The following is a 21,754-nucleotide window of genomic DNA, read 5'->3' on the forward strand; positions in this document are numbered from 1 at the left end:
CTAAGGTGTATAGCGGGAGAGCCAGTGGCGGTTGCGAGCCACCCAACGGTAGATGACCTCGCTTATACGCCGAAAGATACCGCACACCCGATAGCAACGCCACCCCAGCGCCCAGACGCCACCGGCCTTTGACAGGGCCAGAAAAGCCGCACCCGCCCCCCGGTAGACGCTTCCGTCGGGCTCGATCAGGTGGACGGCTTCAGAAAAAGCCCCCTCTCCCACCTCTGCAAAGCGCCCACGCAGGTCTTGATAGGGAATGTAGATCATCCGCTTGCCCGTAAGGCGCTGGAGCCTGCCGACCCACCGTGCGCAGAAGCCGCACTCCCCGTCCCAGATCAGCAAGGGCTGACCGGGCGGATCACGGACGACGGGCGTTGAGGACATCTTCATGGCTGGATGTTTCTATTATCGACGTAAAATACCGTGAACGCAAAGCCGCGCGCCCGATCCACGGTCATAAAACTTCCAGAGCCACCCACAAAAATGGCGCTGGGCGTTGACTGCTGAGTAAACGGTTTATGTTTAGGCCTTTCCCATGAGTAAGAAGGCCTGCGACAAAAAAGACTACACCTCTCCCCCGGACGCCAAGTATATCTGCAAAAAATGCGGTGCGAAGGCGGACAAGGAGGGTAAGCTCTGCAAGCCCAAGAAGCGACACGGATTCTAGGATCCTGCTCTGCGCACGAGCGTGGGTAGCAGCTTCGGCGTCAGGCCTGCCGGGCAGAGCGTTCACACGTCGTCCAGTCCCAGCTTACGCCGCCGCCAGGCACGCGGCGTCTCACCTGTACGTTGTCTGAAGGTATGCCCAAAGGCCGCTGCGCTACTGTACCCACATGCCGCAGCGATCTCCTTCATCTGCATATCGGAGCCGGCGAGCATCTCCATCGCGGCTCGCAGGCGGCGACGCTGGACGATCTCGTACGGAGTTGTGCCGATCTGGCGCTTGAACTCGGCATGCAGGTGCGAGACCGACCACCCTACCCGCTGGGCCACCTCCGCCAGCGTATACGGACGGGCGTAGTTGGTCTCCAGCTCCATCAGGACCCGCTGAGTCGCCATCGGCAGCTTCTGGCGGCGGGCGATACCCACGCGCTGCCGGATCTGCATGAGCAGCGTACCGTAGACGGAGTGCAGCAGGCCCTGCCGATCAATCGACTCGTCCACATACCAGGCGATGACCTGTTCGCAGAACTGTCGTGCCGATGCGTCGTTCTCCCACTGCGAGAGATGCGGATGATAGCGGCGCGGGTGTCTGCTTGCTGACTCGAAGCGCAGGCACATACACCGGTAGGGGTCACCGGGATCGCTCCTGCAGACGGTCTGATCACCGGGGATATGCCAAATCAAATGACCAGCAGTGACCTCGACCAACTCCCCCTCATGGCGCAGCCATCCCCGCCCGCCAACCATGACCTCTACGCACTCCTCACCCGGTGGGATCGTGCGGTAGAGTGGATCACCACTGAGGCTATGGTAATACATGCCCGCGTAGGTGATGGCTCGCGGAAAGTGGCTGGAGGAATCGGCAAGCATTTAGAGGATTTTGATAGTGTATGAAATCGACCCCACGTCAACACCGCTAAAAACTGGCTCCGAACTATAGATATTTGAAAGACTATGCCCCAGATAAGACAATCCCTTGAATCGAACTGGACGTTCCTCGACACAAAATCCCGCAGCTGGCTCACCGCGCAGGTACCCGGCTGTATCCACACGGACCTGCTTACGCACAAGCTAATCCCGGAGCCCTTCTGGGGGCGCAATGAGGCGGACCTGCAGTATCTGGAAAATCTCGACTGGAGCTACCGGATGGAGTTCGAGCCCCAGGCTGAGCTGTTGGAGCACGAGCAGGTGGAGCTGGTAGCACTCGGGCTGGACACGGTGGCCACCGTCAGCCTGAACGGCACCGTCATCGCCGAAACGGATAATATGTTCATCGAGCACCGGCTGTCGGTGAAAAAGCTGCTCAAGCCCGGCAAGAACAAGCTGGAGATCCGCTTTACCGCTCCGATGAAGGCTATCGACGCCCGACGCGGTAAGGACGAACTGGTCGAGTGGTGCGATCCGGTCGGGGGCAGCTCGCTCCTGCGCAAGGAGGGTTGCTCCTTTGGTTGGGACTGGGGCCCGCGCTTCGCCACCAGCGGGATCTGGCAGCCTATTTACCTGCAAGGATGGTCCGGTAACCGCCTCACTTCCGTGCAGATCCGCCAGACCCATGACGAGGACGGCGTGCGCCTGGACTTCACCCCACACCTGGCCCGCAAACGCGCGGGCTCCCTCCGGGGGACGGTCAGCCTGCGTGGCGAGACCGTGGCCGAGTTCGAGGGCGACAGCGTGCTCATCGAAAAGCCCGAGCTGTGGTGGCCCAACGGCCACGGTGAGCAGCCCCTGTACACCGTACGGCTGGAGTGGCTGGACGCTCAGGGAAATGTACTCGACGCCTGGGAAAAACAGATCGGTCTGCGCACGATCGTACTGGACCGCCACCCCGACGAGTTCGGCGAGAGCTTCCAGTTTGTCGTCAATGGCCGCGCGATCTTCGCCAAGGGCGCCAACTGGATTCCGGCGGATGCGTTTGTCAACGAAACCGACCGCAAGCGTCTGGCCGGGCTGCTTGGCTCCGCCGCCGAGGCCCACATGAATATGATCCGCGTCTGGGGCGGTGGCATCTACGAGTCCGAAGACTTTTACGACCTCTGCGACGAGCTGGGCCTGCTTGTGTGGCAGGACTTCATGTTTGCCTGCAAGCAGTATCCCGGCGACCGCAAGTTCCTAAAAAGCGTCAGCGAGGAGGCCGCCTGTCAGGTCAAACGGATCGCTCACCGAGCCTGCCTCGCTCTGTGGTGCGGGAACAACGAGATCGAGCAGATGCCGGAGGAAATCCTCAAGAACAAGAAACGCACCCAGGCCTACGAGGCAGTCTTTTATGATGTCCTCCCCAAGGCCGTGACCGAGCACGACGGGGTGACGACGTATTGGCCCTCATCCCCGCATAATCCCACCGGCTACAGAAACGGCTACAACACCGAGGACTGCGGCGATGCGCACTTCTGGGATGTCTGGCACGCCCGCATGCCCGTCAGCCGCTACGAGGAGAAGTTCTTCCGCTTCTGCTCGGAGTTCGGTATGCAGTCCTACTCCTCTCCCGAGGTAGCGCGGACCTTTTGCCCGCCCGAGGAGATGAATGTTTTCAGCCCCACGATGGAGGCCCACCAGAAAAACGGAGCCGGTAACCTCATCATCCTCGACTACGTGTCGCGCCTGTTCCGTTTCCCGCTGGGCTACCGTGGGCTCAGCTACCTTTCCCAGCTCAATCAGGCTCATTGCATGAAGGTCGGCATCGAGCACTTCCGCCGCTGCATGCCGCGCACGATGGGGGCGCTGTACTGGCAGCTCAACGACTGCTGGCCGGTCGCCTCCTGGAGCAGTATCGAGTACACCGGGCGCTGGAAGGCCCTGCACTACGAGTGCCGGCGCATCTTCGCCCCTGCCCTGCTGAGCGTGCGCGTACCCGGCGAGCCCGAGCTGAAGGCCAACAACACCCGCATCAACACCAACTGCGAAGCCGAGCTGCACACGGTCTACGACGGCATCAAGCCGCAGATCAAGGCCACCCTCAGCTGGGCGCTGGAGACCATGAGCGGTGAAGTCATCAAAAAGGGCTCGCAAAAGGTCGTACTGCGCTACGGAGAGTCCGTCCTGCAGCGTAAGCTGGACTTCTCCCGCGAGCTAAAAAAGTACAGCCGTGAACAGGTCTATCTGCGCGCCGAGCTCGTACCCGAAGAGGGAGAGTCCTCCCGGCGTACCGCTTACTTCGAGGCCCCGCGCTTCCTGGACCTGCCCAGCGCTCCGATCAACTCGACCTGTGCTGCCGCCGGCCCGAGCGAGGTGGACGTCACCCTCACCTCAAAGGTCTTTCAGGCTTACGTACAGGTGGACTTCCCGGAGATGCCGCATGTCTGTTCGGACAACTACTTTGAGTTATATCCGGGCCAGCCCCGCACCGTACGCGTGCGCTTTGAGAAGCCAACCAAGGCGCAGGAGGCTGAGCGCAAGCTCGACCTCTACACGCTGGTGGACAGCTACCGCTGAGTCTTTGCGTCCAGGCCACGGATAAAACCGTGGCCTGGACAAGACGCGCCTACTCTCAAATCTCCGCCCTTATAAAACCTGAGGGCTCCATATGTATTGTCTGAATAGCAACGATCGCAGCTCGGAAAAGCTTGTCCCGGCACGATGAAAGGCCAATCGTAGAGGCTCTCTCGCGTGCCCGCGTATCCCGCCCCGAATACGGCTCTTTCCCCGCCATGGCTCCCCAGCGTCCCACCCAGAAAACGATCGCCGAGGCCACCGGCCTGACCCAGGCAACCGTATCCATGGCACTGGCGGGACACCCCAAAATCTCCGCCGAAACCCGGCAGCTCGTGCTCGATACCGCGGAGCGCCTCGGCTATCGCCCCGACCCTGTGCTCTCGGCCCTGTCCGCCTACCGCAAGCAGGTCGTCCCGGCAGGGTATCAGGCGACTCTGGCCTGGCTTGCCAATGAGGGGGAGGACCCGCGCTGGAAGCAATCGTCGACCTTTCGCCTGTACCATTCCGGCGCTCTTAAGCGGGCGCAAGAGCTGGGCTACAATCTGGAGGAGCATTACCTCCTGAGCGAGGGCATGACCCCCCGTCGGCTGGCCGAGTTGCTACAGGCCAGAAATATCCCCGGCATGCTGATCGCCCCACAGCCCGCGCCGGACATGCATATCGACTTTGACTTTACCCATTTCTCGGCGGTCACATTTGGCTACACCCTCTCCCGGCCCGCCCTGCACCTCGCCACCCTCCATCAGTTCCGCTCCATGAAAAAGCTGTTGGCGAACCTCATCGGACGCGGATACAAACGGCTGGGACTCGCTCTGGGGGAAGACAGCGACCGCCGCGCCGACTACAACTGGTCCGGCGCCTATATGAGCTTCCAGCGTCACCTGCCGAGCTGTGACCACGTACCTGTACACATGCCGGAGACTTTGGAGCAGCCTGCCTTCACGCGCTGGTTTAAGCAGCACCGGCCCGATGTCGTGATCAGCATCAACCGCCACGTGCATGCATGGTTGACCGAGGCCGGGGAGCGCATTCCCGAAACGACCGGCGTGGCCCTCCTGTCCGTCCCCGATGGAGGCGAGTTCTACTCTGGCATCTGGGAGAATCCTGAGCTGATCGGGGCGCGTGCGCTTGAGTTTCTGGTGGACCTGATTCACCGCCGCGAGTGTGGCGTACCCACGATTCCGCTCTCTCAACTGGTAGACGGCACATGGGTTGAAGGAACCACCCTACGTTCGCCCCAATAGACCGCTCATGACGCTATAATAACCGGCCATCGCAAAGGGTAATCTTTTGTATACTGGCATCGTGTGGCAGCATTCATGCTAGATGCACAAGCATCGCCCATCCCTCTGACGCCGCCAAAGTGCAACAAACAAAAATCGTTGTTGGCAACCTCTGCTAATTCATCCTACTTAAGCATCTACTATGTTTCGCCTCCTACGGATCGGGAGAATGCTGTTGGTGTGCATTCTCCTGGCAGCCTCTTCTCAGCTTTACGCCAAAAGAGACGGACAGGCTGCCTTGGAGCCGATACGCGTGCAGTTGAAGTGGCTGCATCAGTTTCAGTTCGCCGGTTATTACGCAGCCCTGGAAAAAGGTTTTTACGCCGAGCACGGGCTGGAGGTTGAGCTGTTGGAGGGGCGTCCAGAGCTGGACCCCGCGGAAGTCGTACTGGCAGGCGGCGCGCAGTACGGGGTGGGCACGCCGGAAATCCTGCTCGACTACGCTGGTGGAGAGCCACTGGTGGCGCTCGGAGTCATCTTCCAGCACTCCCCCTACGTATTTCTGGCGACCTTTGACTCGGGCATTTCCGATATTGGCCAACTGACCGGTAAGCGAATCATGATGGAGACGCAGGCCGCCGAGCTATACGCCTACCTCACGCGGGAGAGAATCCCCCTCAGCAGCCTGACCATCCTGCCCCATTCGTTTAATGCTGACGGCTTGATGGATGGCTCAGTGGATGCCATGTCCGCCTACGCCACCGACGAAGAGTTCGCGCTAAACGAACAAGCCGTACCCTACTCGGCCTTTTCTCCCCGCTCAGGTGGCGTTGATTTTTATGGGGATTTGTTTTTCACCACTCAGTCGGAGATAGAGAAACATCCAGACCGGGTGCGTGCCTTTTATGAGGCGACGATCGAGGGCTGGCAGTACGCCATGCAGCACCCCGAGGAGATCGTTGATCTGATCCTGGAGAAGTACCCCACCCAGAAAAGCCGGGATGCGCTGCTCTTTGAGGCCGACAAAATGAGCCAGCTCATGCACCCGGAGATCATACCGGTGGGCTACATGTACAAGGGCCGCTGGCAGCACATCGCCGAGACCTACCAGGAGCTCGGGATGCTGAAGACCATCCCCAAGCTCGATCCTTTCCTTTACGATCCGAACCCGCCCCCGAACTACACATGGGCGCTGTGGACCAGCGGGATCACCCTGGCCGTCGCGCTCGTTGCATTTGGCATCCTGCTGCCCGTGTGGCGTCTGAACGGGCGCCTGCGCCGAGAGATCGAGCATCGACGCCGTACAGAGGAAAAGCTCAAGGTTGCCAAACTGGCCGCTGAGCGGGCCAACCAGATCAAGGCACAGTTTCTGGCGAGCGTCACCCATGACCTGCGCACGCCGCTGAACGCGATCATCGGCTTGTCCGAAATCATGCTCCATGATGAGCGTGAGGACGAAGAGCGCGAACACCTGGAAAGCATCCACAAGGCCGGGGAGTCCCTACTCCGTATGGTCGACGAGCTCCTCGACCTCAACCGCATCGAATCGGGGCGCATCGGCCTGCGGGACGATCCGTTCATCCTCGACGATGTTCTGGACGAGGTGGCAAATCTCCTGCGCGTCCCAGCTCAGCGTAAGAGTCTGGAGCTGACCGTGCGCCTGGAGTCCGCCGAGTGCGCTTCCCTGCGGGGAGACCCCGAGCGCCTGCGCCAGATCCTTTTCAATCTGGGCGGGAACGCCGTAAAGTTCACCCATCATGGCTTTGTACGCATCAGCGCCAGCAAGGACAGCGAGGGCTGGCTGTGCCTGAGCATTGAAGATAGCGGTCCGGGTATCCCGGAGGAGATACGCGAGCAGCTCTTCGATCCCTTTGTGCGCTCCAAGGACGCACACGAAACAGAAGGCACAGGGCTGGGCCTGAGCATCGTCAGGCGAGTCGCAGAGGCCATGGGAGGCACAGCAGCCGTCGGTGACAAAGCTCATGGCGAGGGCGCACTGTTTCTGGTGCGTCTGCCCATTATCGACCCCGCCCCCAACGAAAAGGCCCTTGAATTGAGCACCTGCCTCGATGGCCTGCCCATCGCTGTGCGATTAAAAAGTAAAGAACGGATGGCAGCTGCCATGGTGAACCTCGCCTGTCTGGGGGCACGGCCAAGCCTTTTTGACGCAAGCCACATCAGCGAGTATACGCTCGTGCTGCTCGACCCCGCCTACGCGACGCCCGATATGACCGAAAGGCTTGATCAGGCCGGCTGCCCACGTCTCATCCTGACGCCCCGGCGCTCACTCATGACTCGCCGGACGCTCGCCCACCTGGTCAGGAGCAAGCTGTCGATGGGGCCCGTCCCGGGGATGGATCCGCATTGATAGATGGACAAACGACTGAGTCTAAATGCGAACGATATTTCGCGGTAGTTGGACACAAGAGGTAATTGTACCAAGCCCCCTCGCACATGCTGGTCCAATCCATTGATTCGTTAACGTGAGGACATAATACTATCATGCAGAAGCCTTCTCTGGAGAATCCGCTCCGCAACTTGCAGGAAGACATACTGTCGGTTAAAGTACTGCTGTATATCTCCTAAGGCCGAGCACACACGCTAACGGCCCACGGAAGAATCTATCATGCTTGATTTACGGCTCCCGATCTCCGTTCTCGACTTACCCAGCTACGAATGGTCAATGATGTGGCGAGTTGCCGTAGCCGCGATTCTTGCGGGACTACCGGGGCTTGAGCGCGAGTTTCGACGCAAGCCAGCGGGGTTTCGCACACACATGATTATAGGCGCATCGTGCGCACTCATGGTAATGCTCGGACGTGTCCTGTTGGAGCAATACAGTCATCTACCAAACCCTGAGCAGATTCGAACCGATCCTCTGCGTATTTTTGAAGCCATTGTGGTTGGCGTCAGTTTTATTGGCGCAGGCACGATTCTTAAGGTCGAGGACTCTATGCGTATCCGGTATTTGACAACCGCGGCCAGTCTGTTGTTTGCAGCCGCAATCGGCATCAGTGTAGCCCTTGACCTCTTTTTCCTCGCGGCGTTCGAATGTGTATTAATCCTCGTAATCAATCTTGGATTAGGACGACTCGAAAAAGAGATAAATTAACGAGTAGCCTTCTCTCCAAAACCCACTCAGCTATATACTCTGAAGCGGGTTAGCCAGACGCTGTTCCATACTATCTCAGCATCAAGAATAGCCCAATAAACACATATTGGGCAGAAAAGTGGTCGGGCTGAGAGGATTCGAACCTCCGGCCTCTTCGTCCCGAACGAAGCGCGCTACCAGACTGCGCTACAGCCCGTCCAAATAATCGGGAAAGAGGCGAAAATGGCAGACTCTGTGAATCAGGCAAGTTTTTTTCGCCGATTTATTTAAAAGTTTTAACCGTGGGCAGGCGTCAATGGGTGCCGCCCCTTCTCCGGCAGGTTTGGTCTCAATCAAGCATCAGCGCATACGGGCGGAGCATCACTCCTCAAGCTTATCGGCGGCTGCCATCCAGGCCTCGTTGAGGCGCTCCAGCTCGTCGTTGACAGCCATCAGGTCGCGGTTGATCTGCATGACCTTACCGCTGTCGCCGCCGTAAAGATCGGGATCCTCCATCTGTGCGCTCAGCTCGCGCTGCTTGTCCTCGAGTTTGCAGATCTGCTCCTCCAGCAGATCCACCTCGGCACGAATTTTAGCCCGTTCCTGGCGGGCAGCGGCCTCAGCGCGTTTCTGCTCCTTGGACTTAAAGCCTGCGGCGCTGGCCTCGGATGGGCCGTTACCGGAACCCGCATGGGCCACTTCGTCCGGGCGCTGGTTGGTCAGCTTCTCCCCGGCGGTGAGGGCTGCGCGCTCGTCCGCAGACTGGGACTTGAACAAATAGTAATCGTAGTCGCCGGCATATGCGGTCAGGTCCCCGGCACTGATATGCAGGACGCTGCGGGCGATCTTGCGGATAAAATACACGTCGTGGCTGATGAACACCAGCGTCCCGGTATAGTTTTCCAAGGCGGCGATGAGCGCATCGATACTGGCGATATCGAGGTGCGTCGTCGGCTCATCCATGAGCAGGAAGTTCGGCGGATCGAGCAGGAGCTTGATCAGGGCCAGGCGGGACTTTTCTCCCCCAGAGAGCACGGCCACCTTTTTAAAGACCGCATCCCCCCGAAACAGGAACGACCCGAGCACGGTGCGGGCTTCGGTCTCGTTGATCGCGCGGTTGATGCTCTGGACCTCCTCCAGCACCGTGTTCTCGGCATTGAGCACATCGAGGCGGCTCTGCGAGAAGTAGCCCGGCTTGGCGTTATGCCCGAGGGTGAACTCGCCCTGCTGGGGCGTAAGCACACCGGCTAAGAGCTTCAGCAGCGTGGACTTGCCTGCGCCATTGGGGCCGACCAGTACGATTCGCTCCCCGCGCTGCGCCTGGAAGTCGATCCCCTTGTACACCCGGTGCTCCCCGTAGGCGAAGTGAATATCCTCCAGCGTGATCACTGTCTGGCCACTGGGCGGGGGCTCTGGAAACTTCACCTTCAGCGTCTTGGCGCTCTCCAGCGGAGCATCGATCTTGTCCATGCGGTCGATCTGCTTCTGCTTGGACTTGGCCTGGGTAGCCTTGGTGTTCTTGGCCCCGAAACGCTCGATAAAGCGCTCCAGCTGAGCAATCTTGCCCTGCTGGTTCTTATAGGCGGCCATGTGCTGCGCGTCGCGTGCGGCGGCCTCCTCGACGTAGTCGTCGTAATTCCCCCGGTAGCTGTGGACCCGGTGGTGGCGGATCTCCAGCACGTGGTCCACCAGTGCATTGAGAAAGGCCCGGTCGTGCGAGATGAGAAAGATACCCCCCGGATAGCTTTTTAAATAGTTCTGAAACCAGCCGAGCGACTCCAGGTCGAGGTGGTTCGTCGGCTCGTCCAGCATGAGCAGGTCCGGCTCGGAGGTCAGCAGCCGCGCCAAGTGTGCGCGCATGACCCAGCCGCCACTGAGCACACGAGCCGGGCGGTCATAGTCACTGTCCCGGAACGACAGACCCGCGAGGATGCGCTTCGCTTTGGGCTCGGTCTGATACCCACCCAGCTCCGTATAGCGGGCCACGGCCTCGGCGTATTTATCCGAGGTCACATCCCCTGCCCGCTCACAGTCACCGATAATCTTGCGCACTCGCGCGTGCTCGGGGGTGATCCCGGCGGCAATCTCGATCACCGTCTGGTCACCCTCGGGCGCGGTTTCCTGTGGCAGGTAGCCGATGCGGGCACCCCGCTCGATATCGACCAGCCCACCGTCCGGCTCACCGGTGCCCAGAATGATGGAAAACAGAGTGGTCTTACCCGCGCCATTGGGGCCGACCAGCGCCACGCGATTCTCGCGGTTGATGCGAAACGTCACGTCCTCAAATAGGACCTGGCCCCCATAGGCCTTGCTGAGCTGTGAAACCTGAAGCATGCAGCCGCACACTCCATGACGAATCCGCCCCGGCGTGAAGCCTAAACTTTCAGGAGAAAGCCCTGAATCGGGCACCTGACCACAATCGACATTGATTATAAACTCCCAATCAGTCCCAGCGGAGGCGCCCACCCTGCGTGTGCTTGCTTGACGGTGCGGCACGACAGGAGCAGTTTTTCACAGTCCCTGCCCGCCATGAAGATTTTCACCATCAGCAATGTGCCTCTTGCCCCCACACAGGCGCACGGATGTGTGATTACGGGGTTCGTGGAGCGGCTACGCCAGCGTGGACACGAGGTCGATGTATGCTCCCCGGAGAACTACCAGCTCCTCCGAGGCCTGACGTTTGCCCCCCGGCTGCGGCTCCAGATCGGCTACACCGCGGCCTGCATGAAGGCCGTTCGCTCGGGCAAATACGACCTGATCCACGCCTTTGGCGGGGAGGCCTGGCAGACGATTTCTCGCTGCCAACTGCTGCGCAACCGCCCGCTGATGCTCGCCCACGCTAACGTTGTGGAGCCCCATGCCACCGAGCAACTCGCTCGTGATGGGAAAAAGCCGGGCACCTGGCTGAGCCGACAAGTGGACAGTTTTCTGCACTACGACTGGGCCTACAGCTGTGCGGACGGGGTTGTCACAGCTTCCCAATACGATGCCGACTACGTGCGGCAAAAAGGATGGCAAACAGCAGAGACGGTCTGCGCGATCACCCCTGCCCTGCCCGAGGATTTGCTGGGGCAGCCCTTCACCGCAGAGCGCGCACCCATCATCGGCTACTGCGGCCCCTGGTCGCACCGCAAGGGCAATGACCTTCTGGAAAAAGCTCTCCCGATTCTGGCCGAGCGTTTCCCGGAGGTGCGCTTTGAAATTGTCGGAACTCGCGGCCGCCTCGACGCGGAGAAGTCTTTCACGCCCCGCGTGCGCGAACGTCTGACCCACCTGGCCAACCTCACCCGCGAGGAGCTGCGTGAACGCTACCGCACCTGGTCGATCGCGCTCATGCCCTCGCGCTATGAAAGCTTTGGACTGGTCGCCGCCGAGGCCATGACCTGCGGGGCCGCGCTTGTCGCCACCCGCACGGGCTTCCCCGCCGGACTGGCCAATGGACAAGAGGCACTCATCCTCGAGCAGACCAACGGAGATGAACTTGCCGAGGCGGTCTCAACCCTGCTCACCGACGAGGCCAAGCGCCGCGCTATCGCGGCTGCTGGCTGGGAGCGCGTGCAGTCCCTGAGCTGGGAGCGGGCTGTGGACCGCTTCGAGGCTTTTGTCTACAGCCTCAAACACCGAGAGCTTTAGCGAGACCAAGTATCCCACTGGCTAGCATCACACCTTCGGCTCGCCGTTTTCCTCGGGGCGGTCCTTCAGGTAGTACCAGTCGCGGGAGAAGATGTCGGACTTGTCGGTGGTATCGAGCTGCCCCCGGCCAACGATCGGCAGGTAGGCTCCGTCGCGATCCTTTTCCACGTAGCGTGCGAACCAGCCGTCGAGCTCGTCCCGCATGCGGTCGATCTGCTCCACATACTCCGGCTCGTCGATCAGGTTTCGGGCTTCATCCGGGTCGGCGCACAGATCGTAAAACTCGTCCGGGTGGTCCGTCGTGCGCTGCACGTATTTGTATTTACGGCTGCGAATCATCCGGGTCGGCCCATACTCGTCGAAGACAACCAGCGGCGCCTCCGCAGGCTCCCCCTGCCCTGTCCAGACACCGGAGAGTGAACGCCCCGGCAGACCGCTCGGGGTCTCATCGCCACAGCCGACATACTCCAGCAGGCTGGGGAGAAAATCGTAGTGGCTAAATAATACATCGGAGACTTCACCGACCGGCACGCGCCCCGGCTGCGACAGCACGAAGGGCACTTTTACCGAGGTATCGAACATGTTCTGCGGGTAGGTGCCGTTGCCCTTACCGTAAATGCCGTGATGGCCCATGTTCATCCCGTTATCGCCGGTGAAGATTATCAACGTGTCTTCCAGGACTCCCTTTTCTTCCAACGTATCCAGCAGCTGGCCGATCCCGGCGTCCATCGCCGTGATGGATGCGTAGTAGCCACTGAGCAGCTCCCGTCGCAGCTCCGGAGTGGAGCCGTGCGGAGCGGTATTGATCTGCCAGGGGTGCATGGGAAGGTCCGGCACGGACGCAAAGGGACAGTCGTTGTAGTACGGGTCGTAGTATTCGGCCGGATGCTCCTCGCGCTCCCAGGGGCTATGCGGCGCGGTATAGTGCACGCCCAGATAAAAGGGTTCCTCGCCCTCGTAGCCATTCAGGAAATCCAGAGCGTTGTCCGTGATCACGTCCGTCACGTAGCGGGGCTCCTCGTACTCCTTACCCTCGCAAATCATCGGTGCATTGTAGTAAGGGCCACCGCCGCGAGCGTGGGTTTTCCAGTAGGTATGGCCTTTCTGCGGCTGAGGAGCGTTGCCGAGATGCCACTTACCGCTCAATGCGCAGGTATAGCCCTGCTCAGCCAAAATCTCTGTATAGGTGGTCTGTCCGGCCAGATAGTCGATGACGGCACGATCCATCGCCTCGCCGGGTGAGTTACCGCGCCGGATCCAGTCGTGCACACCGTGCTGGGAGGGGATCTTGCCGGTGATCAGCGACGCGCGCGCCGGGGAGCATACCGGCGATACACAGTAGGCACTGCTCAGCAGCAGCCCCTTGGCGGCAATGCGGTCGATGTTGGGCGTGCGCACCTCGGCATTACCGGCGCAGCCCAGCGCCCAGGAGCCCAGGTCATCAGCGAGGATAAAAAGAATATTCGGTTTTTTCATCGGATAAAATCACGCAGGCGGGATACAGAGCGTGTCAGGAAATGAAGATCTCCTGCCCAAGGGCATAGTCCACTACGAATCGTTTGACCAGTCTCGAAGCGAGCGTCCATCGAATTTTCATCACGATGGATTCTGCGATCCATCGCTCACGTCCGAACCCCAAGGCACAAGAGATTTCCCGGATGGTATCACGTCAGTCCGTGTCCACTTGCAACGCTCTGGTGACTGTACCCGTTTTATCTAACAGGTGTTGCCAAACATTCGTTGAACAGGTTCAATAAAACTGACTTTGATCCCGCTCTGGATGCGGACACGATCATTTAAAATAGCCCTATTTGTACGAGTTGTCCCATCTTCGCATCCGTGCGCAAGGAGCTGGACGTTTCTTGTCCGCAACCCATTACCTTTCCATGACGCATCGCTTACTAAAAGTTACCTCCCCCCTGTCCCTGATCTTCGTATTGGCCAATCTGTGCGCCTATACCAGCAGCCAGGCTGCTGAAGTCGATCTCCCCCCCATCACCAAGGCTGAGGCCCAGGCCTACGCGGACGAGCATATCGACGAGTGGAAGCTGTTGGCCGGAGACGAGCGCCCCCGCCTTTTCTACACCCCCGAGGAGTGGAAGGAGCTGCCCCAGCGCTATCAGGAGTCCGAGGGCCGCCAGCGCGAGCTCTTTGACATGACGATCGAGTTCGCCCGCGATCTTGCCGCTAAAAAGCCCGCCCCCGAGTACAAGCCACCGGAGGCCTACGTGAGCAAAAAGCTCGCTCTCATGTCCGCCCAGGCCGAGCTCTGGCAGCGCCCCATCGGCGACCGTATGAGTGTCCTCGCCCTGGCCTACCACCTGACTGGCGATGAAAAAATCGCCGAGCGCCTCCGCGACTACGTGCTGACCGCCTGCAGCTACCCGAACTGGGGCCTGCGCTCGAAGGGTATGCACCTGGCCTCCAGCCATTTGGCCCGCGGCATCGCCATCGCCTACGACTGGGTGCCCGAGCTCTTCAGCGAGGAAGAAAAAGAAACCATCCGCAAGGCGATCACCTACCACGTCACCGACATCGAAGAAGGGCTGTACGGTAAGGCCTTCTGGGCGGTCTCCCTCTCCAATAACCACAACCACGTCAGCGTGGCAGCTCTGGGCATATGTGGCGTTGCCTTCCTGAACGAGATCCCCCAAGCACCCACCTGGGCAGGCGGGACCATGCTGGATATGGAGCGTGTGGTCAAATACAACAACTCCGACGGCAGCACCCCCGAGAGCGCATCCTACTGGAACTACAGTTTCCGCTCGATCACGCAGTTTACCGGCGCCACCAAGAACATTCTCGACGTGGACAAGCTGTTCGACAGCGACTTCATGCGTAACGCCATCAACTACCGCCTCTACAGCGGCACGCCCGACTTCCAGGGGCTGCTGCCCTGGGGCGCCGTCGGTAGCTGGCCTCAGCCCCCTGCGGTGATGTACTTTCTGGCAGATCACTACGACAACCCCAACGGCCAGTTCCTCGGAGACCATACAGAGGTTACCGCGTGGGGCGTGGGCTTCTCCGCTGTCGCCTACAACCCCGACATCCCCAGCGAACCGCCGACGATCCTCGACTACCGCCTGAGCGATCTCGACATCATTACCTCGCGCAGTGGCTGGGGCCCCGACGACTATGTTTTCAGCTTCAAGGCAGGTAAAAACCGCCGCAACCACGGGCACCTCGATGCCGGTGCCATCGCTCTCGCCTATGGCGGCGAATGGCTCTTGACCGCCCCGCGCTATGGCCACGGTAAGACCGATAACACCGGCGGCTACTGGGACTACAACGAGCGCCGCTGGACCTACTTCTCCCCCAGCACCGAGGGCGAGACCACGCTTCTGATCAACGGCAAGAATCAGCGCTTCGATGAAGAGGCCTACTCCAAGACCGACACCTTTATCACGCAGGACGAGTGGTGCTGGATGAGCGTTAATATGGACGAGGCCTACAACGACGTGAAGCGCATCCACCGTAACGTGCTTCACCGCCGTGGGGACTACCTGCTGGTCTTTGACGAGGTGATCGCCGACGAGCCCGTCACCATCGAGTGGCTTGCCCAGGTGCTGGCTTCTGGCACCGCCGAGGGTGACCGCATCCAGGTTGACGGTGAGGATGGCTCACTCGTCGTGCAGGCGCTGATCCCCCGCGACGCTGTCTTCACCCACCGCGAGCATACTGTCGCGCACTACGATGTGCCGGAGGACCGCCTCAAGACCTTCGCCTATAAAGTCGAGGGCACCGAGGAGCATTTCGTCACCGTCCTGCTCCCCAACGCAAAGGGCGAGCTTAACCCCGTCCAGTCCATCCAGACCACCACGGCCACGGATGGCACCCAGACGATCATCGTCCAGGGTAACGGCTGGATCGACACCATCACCTACGGTAACGGCACAGTCCACGCCCAGCGCGCGGACGCTAATGGAAAGACCGAAGACGCGTTAACCGTGCCCCTCAAATAAACCCTACCGACGGGATCGGCGCGCTGCACCTCAGCACCCCATCCCGCCAGCGAACCACTTGCTGCCGCCGGAAACAATACCCTCACCCCTCCGCCTGAACGCTCTGGACCACTGGTCCGGGCGGCAGTTGGGTATCTATCGTCGGCAGCCGGTCTCCGTCGCCTCTCCCGAGAGGCTCTATACTTCATAAGCCATCCCTACCGTATTACTCGCCCCCTACTGCCCATTATTGATACTACTTTATCAAAGAAAACATAACCCCCAAGGCACCCCCTTGCCCCCAACCCCAACCATCGTTGCTTATGAAATTATGCCTATTGCTGGCCGCGTTTATCGTGGCCATATCCTCGGTGCGCGCTGAGCACCCGTTCATGGTCGTCACCGAGTCTGAGTACGCGAATCTCCAGGACCTCGCGAACTACGAGCCCTGGGCGACGATGAAGAGCGATGCCATCTATCAGGCCAACGCCATGACCTACTCGACGACGGCCAACTACCGTACGCGAGCCGGGTATCTGGCCAGAATCATGAGCTGTAACGCGCTGGCCTATATCCTCGACCCGGCCAACCGCGCCACCTATCGCGCCAAAATCATCGAACACATGCAGTATTGGGATACGTCGGTGGCGGCCAACCTGCGCGAAGAGCTCAACACAACGACCTGGGACGACACGGTCCCCGTCGGCGCGGCTTTTATGAACTCGGTGCTGGCTTTGGACATCATTTACGATGACCTCACCAGCACACAGATCAGCTACATCGAGGGCCTGCTCGACAGTGTAGGGGAATCCTACTACGCCTGCCCAAATACGGCCTGGAAACTCAGCGGCTATGCCTGCCGGGGCATCTGGGCGATCTACACCGGTAACACGACCGAGCGCGACGCCGCCATCGCCGGATATCGCGAGGTCATGGAGGGCCACCTGACCGATGACGGTGTCTTCATCGATGGTCCGGGCTACGCAGCCGCCCGCCTCACCAGCTATGGGCGCGAGCAGAAGCACTTCTTTATGGACATCCTCGAGTATCAGGGGCTGGACAGCTGGTACACGGAGGAAAAAGTCATTAACGCCTTTGAGTGGGTAGCCGGCTATGCGCAGGCCCCATCCGGCCACCGTTGGGTCATCTGTGACTCATCCTATGGCACCTCAGCCGGCACCGACACCAGTTGGGCGACCGGCTTTAATCGCTCAACGGCTCTCTCCGAGACAGCGGCCTCATACGCACGCAACCTGCAACCAGACGAAGATATGCCTGGGATGCTCAGCGCCTATCTCACTCTCTACAGTCAGCGCCCTGCGGCACGTGATCCGCGCAGCCGCCTGTTTATGGATGGTGGGGCCTTTTTCAAAGATCGCAGCAACACGGATCAAGCTCTGGGCGGAGTCCTCTGGAACTGCACCCGCAGCGGTGGACACAGCCGCTTCGAGGTCAACTCCGTATCGCTGGTCGGCTATGGTGCGTACCTGCTCGGGAACAGCGGCTACGCAGGCTGGGACGACCCCGTCCTCGGCTACAGCTGGACCTACCTGAAGCACCGCGCCGTCTCTGCCAATACGGTTCTCTTCGACTACACGGTCGTCGATGACTACACCCCCACCATCGTCAATAACCACGTGCACAAGTTCGGGTCTGGCCTGAGTGCAGGCTTTACCGCGCCGGGCTTCGATCTGGCCCAGGGCGTAGCGGGCCCGGCCATTGACAACGGCGAGCATGTGCGGAACTTCGGTTTCATCCATCCCCAGGACGGTATCGATGGTTACTTCGTCACCTGGGACCAGGTCGTTAACGATACCCCCGGTGGAGCCGCTAACGTCGTCTTCCACCCCTACTCGGACACCTACAGCACGATCACCTCTGCCCAGGAGTACCAGTGGAGCATCGACGGCGACAACAACCCCAAGCTCACGGTCTTCCTCGCCACACCGCCGGATTCGGTCGAGTTCCACGGGGGCGGTTTTGCCAGCTACAGCTCAGCGCTCTCTCTTGAAGGGCAGTACATCAAATCCAACTACAGCACCTCGGCCAGCGACGGCTCTGGAAATATCGTCACCGTGCTCTATCCCTCGGACGACTCTCACGCCAAGCCCACCATAACCCGCCTCACCGGCACCGGCTACACGGGCGCCCAGATCAGCCACAGTGCCACGGTGCTGGACTATGCGGTCGAGGCATCCTCGGCCGCGTCGAGTGTCAGCGTAGGCAGCGTTACCCTGGAGGCCGACAATGCGCTCTACCGGATGAGCAACGGCGTCCTCGATTGGTTTTACGCCGACGGCCTGAGCCTGAGCGATAACGCCTCCAGCCCCATCGGCTTCACTTCTAATCACCCGGCCATCGTCTACCTCAAGGACGGCGTAGGCACCCTCATCCTGGAAGAAGATAGCACGATGACGGTTTCCTTCCCCGGTGCAACCGGCGTGCAGATCGATGGTGAGCCGGTTGAGGCGCTTGCCCTCGGGGATGGCACTTTCAAGTTCGAAGTCACTGCCGGTACTCATAGCATCGCCCTGCCCTCCGGCGCTCCGGCCAGTCTGATTATCGACGACGGTAATGCCGGCTACTCGGACAGCGGAAATCTCTTAATCAGCCAATACTCCGGCACCGGCTACGACGGCGACTACCGCCACGACCAGAACACAGGCGGCAGCCCTGAAAAGTGGTCGATCTGGGACCCGACGGCTGCGGGCAGCCCACTGGATGGCACCTACACGATATCGATGTACTGGCGGGCCTACAGTAACCGAGCCTCAAACGCCACCCTCCGCGTTTATCATAAAAGCGGATCCCTCAGCGACGCGAGCGGCGCCTATGATGAGCTAACGCTCGACCAGACGGAGGGCGACGCTAACGGTGCCTGGACACAGATCAGCGGCACCTTTGACATGGATGCCACGGACTTCGTACAGCTCCTCAACACGGGCGCTGACGGCTACGTACTCGCCGACGCCGTGAAATTTGAGCGCACCTCAAACCCGGCGATCATCATCGACGATGGGAGCGCCGGCTACTCTGACAGCGGCGGGTTCATGGTCAGCCAATACTCCGGCACCGGCTACGACGGCGACTACCGCCACGACCAGAATACAGGCGGCAGCCCCGAAAGGTGGGCCATCTGGTATCCGGCCTCTGCTGGCACGCCTGTGGCCGGGGTCTACACGGTCTCCATGTACTGGAAAGCAGCCAGCAACCGCGCCTCTAACGCCACGGTCCGCATCTACCATCAAAACGGTGCCATCAGCGACACCAGCGGCGAGTACGACGAGTTCATCGTGGATCAGACCGAGGGCAGTTCGAGCGGCGCATGGACACAGATCGGCGACAGCTTTGTCATGGATGCCTCGGACTTCGTGCAAATCCTCAACACAGGCGCTGACGGCTACGTGCTCGCCGACGCGGTGAAATTCGAGCTGCAGTAATCGCCCCGACATCGTGCGATAAGCATTGAGTTAAGGCTTTATCGAGGCGCGCATGGCCAGTCCGTGCGCGCCTTTTTATATCTGCCGCGCCGACACAGTGTTATTTAAAATATAACACTGAAATTGTGTCCGCATCTCCGTCCGTCGCCTCAATCATTGGTTCTATGGTATCAGTAGATAGATGCGCGACCATGTGGCGCATTGCTGGTAGCGCGTTTTGATCGACGAGCGAAAAAATCTGTATTCAATTTAAACACAATACTACCCCCTATGAATCGACTCTTGCTCAATCAGCCTTCCGAGCACTGCGCGGTCTCGCTGGACCTGTCCCGGCTCTGGACACTGACCCTCGTGGATGCGGCCTCACCGGGGCACGTCCTTGCAACTCTCAGCAGCGATGATCCGCGCCTGGAGTGCTACGATAATAGTGAGAGCGCTTCCCGTACGCTCACCTGGCAGATGAGCAAACCCTTTGACCTGAAGGTACAGGTCGAGGTTCAACAGTGTGAGGATAACGTAACCGAACTGCGTGCCACGCTCGTCAACCGTACGGTAGATGCGACGCTCAAGGCCTTCCGCTGGGACGGTCTGCGCGTGCCGACGGAGAGCTCGGCGCTTCTTATCGCGAATGGGTCAGGGCGGCGCGTGACAGATTTCGAGCAGATGAACCTGCCTCCGCTGGCCTACCCCTCTGCGCAGTGTACGATGCCGTGGGTCGCGATGGATGGCCCCTCCGGCGGCGCCTATATCGGCATGCACGATCCGCAGGACGATGCCACGGAGTTCGGCTTCGAGTGGAGCTCCGCTTCGCAGGAGCTGACGCTATCACTCACGCGCTACCCGTGGTGTCCACCGGGCCTACGCGTGGACCTGCCACCTGTCGTGGTAAAAAACTACACCGGGCACTGGTCCGAGGCTGCGTTCTTCTACCGTCGCTTCTTCGATCAGCATGGAACCGTCGCCAAGCCTCCGGCCTGGGTCGAGACCAACTCCGGCTGGCTGCTGGCCATCATGCGGCAGCAGAACGAGTCGCTTAACTATGACTATACGCACGGCATCGACGAGCTGGCCGAGATCGCACTATCCCGAGGGCTGGACACACTTGGGCTCTTTGGCTGGACCGCCGGGGGCCATGACCACCTGTACCCCGACTACGACCCCGACCCCAGGATGGGTGGCCGCGAGGAGTTGAAGCAAGCCATCAAGCGCGCCCAGGCGCGGGGGCTGCGCGTCATCCTCTACAGCAACGGCGTCATCATGGATACGGGCACGGCCTACTACCGCGAACTGGGCAAGCATGCCTGTAGCGTAGATGCCAACTCCCACGTCAACCTGGTTCAGATCAACAAATTTAACGATGCCACGCCGGTGGTCTTCGCGGATGCCTGCCCCGGCTCCCCGCAGTGGCGCAGGCGCATGCTCGCACTGGCTGAGCAAGCGCTTGAGCTCGGTGCGGACGGGCTGCTCTACGACCAGATCGGCGTCTACGGGCCACACGAGTGCCACCATCCGGACCATGATCATGCGGAGAATCCGATGGGCGGATATACCACGGCACGCGTGCGCATGGTTGAGCAGATTGCCGCGCGTATGCATGAGCTTAACCCAGAGTTTGTCCTCGCCACGGAGTCGCTCATCGCCCCGGTGGCCCCGTACATGCACTTCATCCACGGCTATGGTTTCGGCTACGGGCTGACGACGAATGAGCAGGAACTGCGGGAGGCTTTCCCTGACATGATCCGGCTCACCTTCCCGGATGTCATCGCGACGAACCGTATCGGCCAGCCCCTTTTCAACCGCCACATCGGCCACTATGCATTCATGCATGGTCTGCGCCAGGAGCTCGAAATCCGCTATGCGGACGATGTCCGGCTCAATCGCGGCGAAACGCTCGACTGGGAGGAGGCCTATCGCAACCCACTGGGCACGCCCCCCGACAAAGCCACCCTCCGGCACTCCATCGCCACCGGAGAGAAGATCTACATGGCCAGCTTGATCGGCTTCTGTAAGCGCAATACCGACATCCTCTATCGCGGGCGCTTTCTGTCCGATCTGGGATTTGCCCTGCACACGCAGGAGCTACGAGCACGTGCCTTCCTCGCCGAGGATGGACGGCTCGGTATCGTGCTGTGGAATCCCACCGACAAGCCCCTCACCCCTGCCCTGACGGTGCCCGGTGGCACATGTCTGCATGCCGATTCCCCCGAAGGTGAGCCCGCCGAGCCCTTCGCAGAGATGGCTCCGGAGTCGATCCGACTGGTTATTTACGAGCTCGACCTGCCTATTCCCACCGGCGGCTGATCTCCGCCCGCGATGCGTTGGCAGGCCCTTGTT

General features: G+C 60.3%; 13 protein-coding genes and 1 tRNA gene. 9 read left to right on the forward strand and 5 right to left on the reverse strand.

Features of this window, described 5'->3' with window-relative positions; all coding sequences use genetic code 11:
• Window positions 1-390 (reverse strand): DCC1-like thiol-disulfide oxidoreductase family protein, encoded by a 390-nt coding sequence (locus K0V07_RS13045; protein WP_220621827.1) that lies wholly within the window; start codon window positions 388-390, stop codon window positions 1-3.
• A 145-nt stretch (window positions 391-535) separates the two neighbouring features.
• Between K0V07_RS13045 and K0V07_RS16560 the strand changes: the two genes are divergently transcribed.
• Entirely contained in the window at window positions 536-667 is a 132-nt protein-coding gene (locus K0V07_RS16560) for a hypothetical protein (RefSeq protein ID WP_255567983.1), read from the forward strand.
• A gap of 62 nt (window positions 668-729) precedes the next feature.
• Here the strand turns inward: K0V07_RS16560 and K0V07_RS13050 are convergent, their stop codons facing one another.
• Entirely contained in the window at window positions 730-1,533 is an 804-nt protein-coding gene (locus K0V07_RS13050; RefSeq protein WP_220621828.1) for an AraC family transcriptional regulator, read from the reverse strand.
• 84 nt (window positions 1,534-1,617) lie between these two features.
• Between K0V07_RS13050 and K0V07_RS13055 the strand changes: the two genes are divergently transcribed.
• From K0V07_RS13055 to K0V07_RS13070, 4 genes are all read left to right on the forward strand, one after another.
• On the forward strand, window positions 1,618-4,092 hold the full coding sequence (locus tag K0V07_RS13055) for a glycoside hydrolase family 2 protein (protein ID WP_220621829.1): 2,475 nt from the start codon (window positions 1,618-1,620) through the stop codon (window positions 4,090-4,092).
• A 215-nt stretch (window positions 4,093-4,307) separates the two neighbouring features.
• Window positions 4,308-5,336 carry a LacI family DNA-binding transcriptional regulator gene (locus K0V07_RS13060; protein WP_220621830.1) on the forward strand — a complete coding sequence of 343 codons (1,029 nt, stop codon included), beginning with the start codon at window positions 4,308-4,310 and terminating at the stop codon, window positions 5,334-5,336.
• 181 nt (window positions 5,337-5,517) lie between these two features.
• Window positions 5,518-7,683, forward strand: a complete 2,166-nt coding sequence (locus K0V07_RS13065; protein ID WP_220621831.1) for an ABC transporter substrate-binding protein — start codon at window positions 5,518-5,520, stop codon at window positions 7,681-7,683.
• Between the two features lie 258 nt (window positions 7,684-7,941).
• The gene (locus K0V07_RS13070; protein WP_220621832.1) at window positions 7,942-8,427 is read left to right on the forward strand and encodes an MgtC/SapB family protein; all 486 of its coding nucleotides are present in this window, start codon (window positions 7,942-7,944) and stop codon (window positions 8,425-8,427) included.
• A gap of 119 nt (window positions 8,428-8,546) precedes the next feature.
• Here K0V07_RS13070 and K0V07_RS13075 read toward each other — a convergent pair.
• Both K0V07_RS13075 and K0V07_RS13080 read right to left on the reverse strand, forming a co-directional pair.
• Window positions 8,547-8,623, reverse strand: a tRNA-Pro gene (locus K0V07_RS13075).
• 164 nt (window positions 8,624-8,787) lie between these two features.
• The gene (locus tag K0V07_RS13080) at window positions 8,788-10,740 is read right to left on the reverse strand and encodes an ABC-F family ATP-binding cassette domain-containing protein (RefSeq protein ID WP_220621833.1); all 1,953 of its coding nucleotides are present in this window, start codon (window positions 10,738-10,740) and stop codon (window positions 8,788-8,790) included.
• Between the two features lie 195 nt (window positions 10,741-10,935).
• Here K0V07_RS13080 and K0V07_RS13085 point away from each other — a divergent pair, with 195 nt between their 5' ends.
• Window positions 10,936-12,039, forward strand: a complete 1,104-nt coding sequence (locus K0V07_RS13085) for a glycosyltransferase family 4 protein (protein WP_220621834.1) — start codon at window positions 10,936-10,938, stop codon at window positions 12,037-12,039.
• A gap of 27 nt (window positions 12,040-12,066) precedes the next feature.
• Here K0V07_RS13085 and K0V07_RS13090 read toward each other — a convergent pair whose 3' ends face one another.
• Window positions 12,067-13,515, reverse strand: coding sequence for a sulfatase-like hydrolase/transferase (locus K0V07_RS13090; RefSeq protein WP_220621835.1), 1,449 nt, complete (start codon window positions 13,513-13,515; stop codon window positions 12,067-12,069).
• Window positions 13,516-13,925: 410 nt separating this feature from the next.
• Between K0V07_RS13090 and K0V07_RS13095 the strand changes: the two genes are divergently transcribed.
• The 3 genes from K0V07_RS13095 (at window position 13,926) to K0V07_RS13105 (ending at window position 21,721) form a co-directional block, all read left to right on the forward strand.
• Window positions 13,926-16,001, forward strand: coding sequence for a DUF4962 domain-containing protein (locus K0V07_RS13095; protein WP_220621836.1), 2,076 nt, complete (start codon window positions 13,926-13,928; stop codon window positions 15,999-16,001).
• Window positions 16,002-16,303: 302 nt separating this feature from the next.
• Entirely contained in the window at window positions 16,304-19,420 is a 3,117-nt protein-coding gene (locus K0V07_RS13100; RefSeq protein ID WP_220621837.1) for a hypothetical protein, read from the forward strand.
• Window positions 19,421-19,690: 270 nt separating this feature from the next.
• The gene (locus K0V07_RS13105; RefSeq protein WP_220621838.1) at window positions 19,691-21,721 is read left to right on the forward strand and encodes a DUF6259 domain-containing protein; all 2,031 of its coding nucleotides are present in this window, start codon (window positions 19,691-19,693) and stop codon (window positions 21,719-21,721) included.
• The last annotated feature ends 33 nt before the right edge of the window (window positions 21,722-21,754 follow it).

The sequence above is a fragment of the Ruficoccus sp. ZRK36 genome (assembly GCF_019603315.1).
Classification (GTDB): Bacteria; Verrucomicrobiota; Verrucomicrobiia; order Opitutales; family Cerasicoccaceae; genus Ruficoccus.

Excerpts from the sequence above, each read along its gene's own strand:
- K0V07_RS13045 (WP_220621827.1), bottom strand. The coding sequence starts at position 390 with ATGAAGATGTCCTCAACGCCCGTCGTCCGTGATCCGCCCGGTCAGCCC.
- K0V07_RS16560 (WP_255567983.1), top strand. The coding sequence starts at position 536 with ATGAGTAAGAAGGCCTGCGACAAAAAAGACTACACCTCTCCCCCGGAC.
- K0V07_RS13050 (WP_220621828.1), bottom strand. The coding sequence starts at position 1,533 with ATGCTTGCCGATTCCTCCAGCCACTTTCCGCGAGCCATCACCTACGCG.
- K0V07_RS13055 (WP_220621829.1), top strand. The coding sequence starts at position 1,618 with ATGCCCCAGATAAGACAATCCCTTGAATCGAACTGGACGTTCCTCGAC.
- K0V07_RS13060 (WP_220621830.1), top strand. The coding sequence starts at position 4,308 with ATGGCTCCCCAGCGTCCCACCCAGAAAACGATCGCCGAGGCCACCGGC.
- K0V07_RS13065 (WP_220621831.1), top strand. The coding sequence starts at position 5,518 with ATGTTTCGCCTCCTACGGATCGGGAGAATGCTGTTGGTGTGCATTCTC.
- K0V07_RS13070 (WP_220621832.1), top strand. The coding sequence starts at position 7,942 with ATGCTTGATTTACGGCTCCCGATCTCCGTTCTCGACTTACCCAGCTAC.
- K0V07_RS13080 (WP_220621833.1), bottom strand. The coding sequence starts at position 10,740 with ATGCTTCAGGTTTCACAGCTCAGCAAGGCCTATGGGGGCCAGGTCCTA.
- K0V07_RS13085 (WP_220621834.1), top strand. The coding sequence starts at position 10,936 with ATGAAGATTTTCACCATCAGCAATGTGCCTCTTGCCCCCACACAGGCG.
- K0V07_RS13090 (WP_220621835.1), bottom strand. The coding sequence starts at position 13,515 with ATGAAAAAACCGAATATTCTTTTTATCCTCGCTGATGACCTGGGCTCC.
- K0V07_RS13095 (WP_220621836.1), top strand. The coding sequence starts at position 13,926 with ATGACGCATCGCTTACTAAAAGTTACCTCCCCCCTGTCCCTGATCTTC.
- K0V07_RS13100 (WP_220621837.1), top strand. The coding sequence starts at position 16,304 with ATGAAATTATGCCTATTGCTGGCCGCGTTTATCGTGGCCATATCCTCG.
- K0V07_RS13105 (WP_220621838.1), top strand. The coding sequence starts at position 19,691 with ATGAATCGACTCTTGCTCAATCAGCCTTCCGAGCACTGCGCGGTCTCG.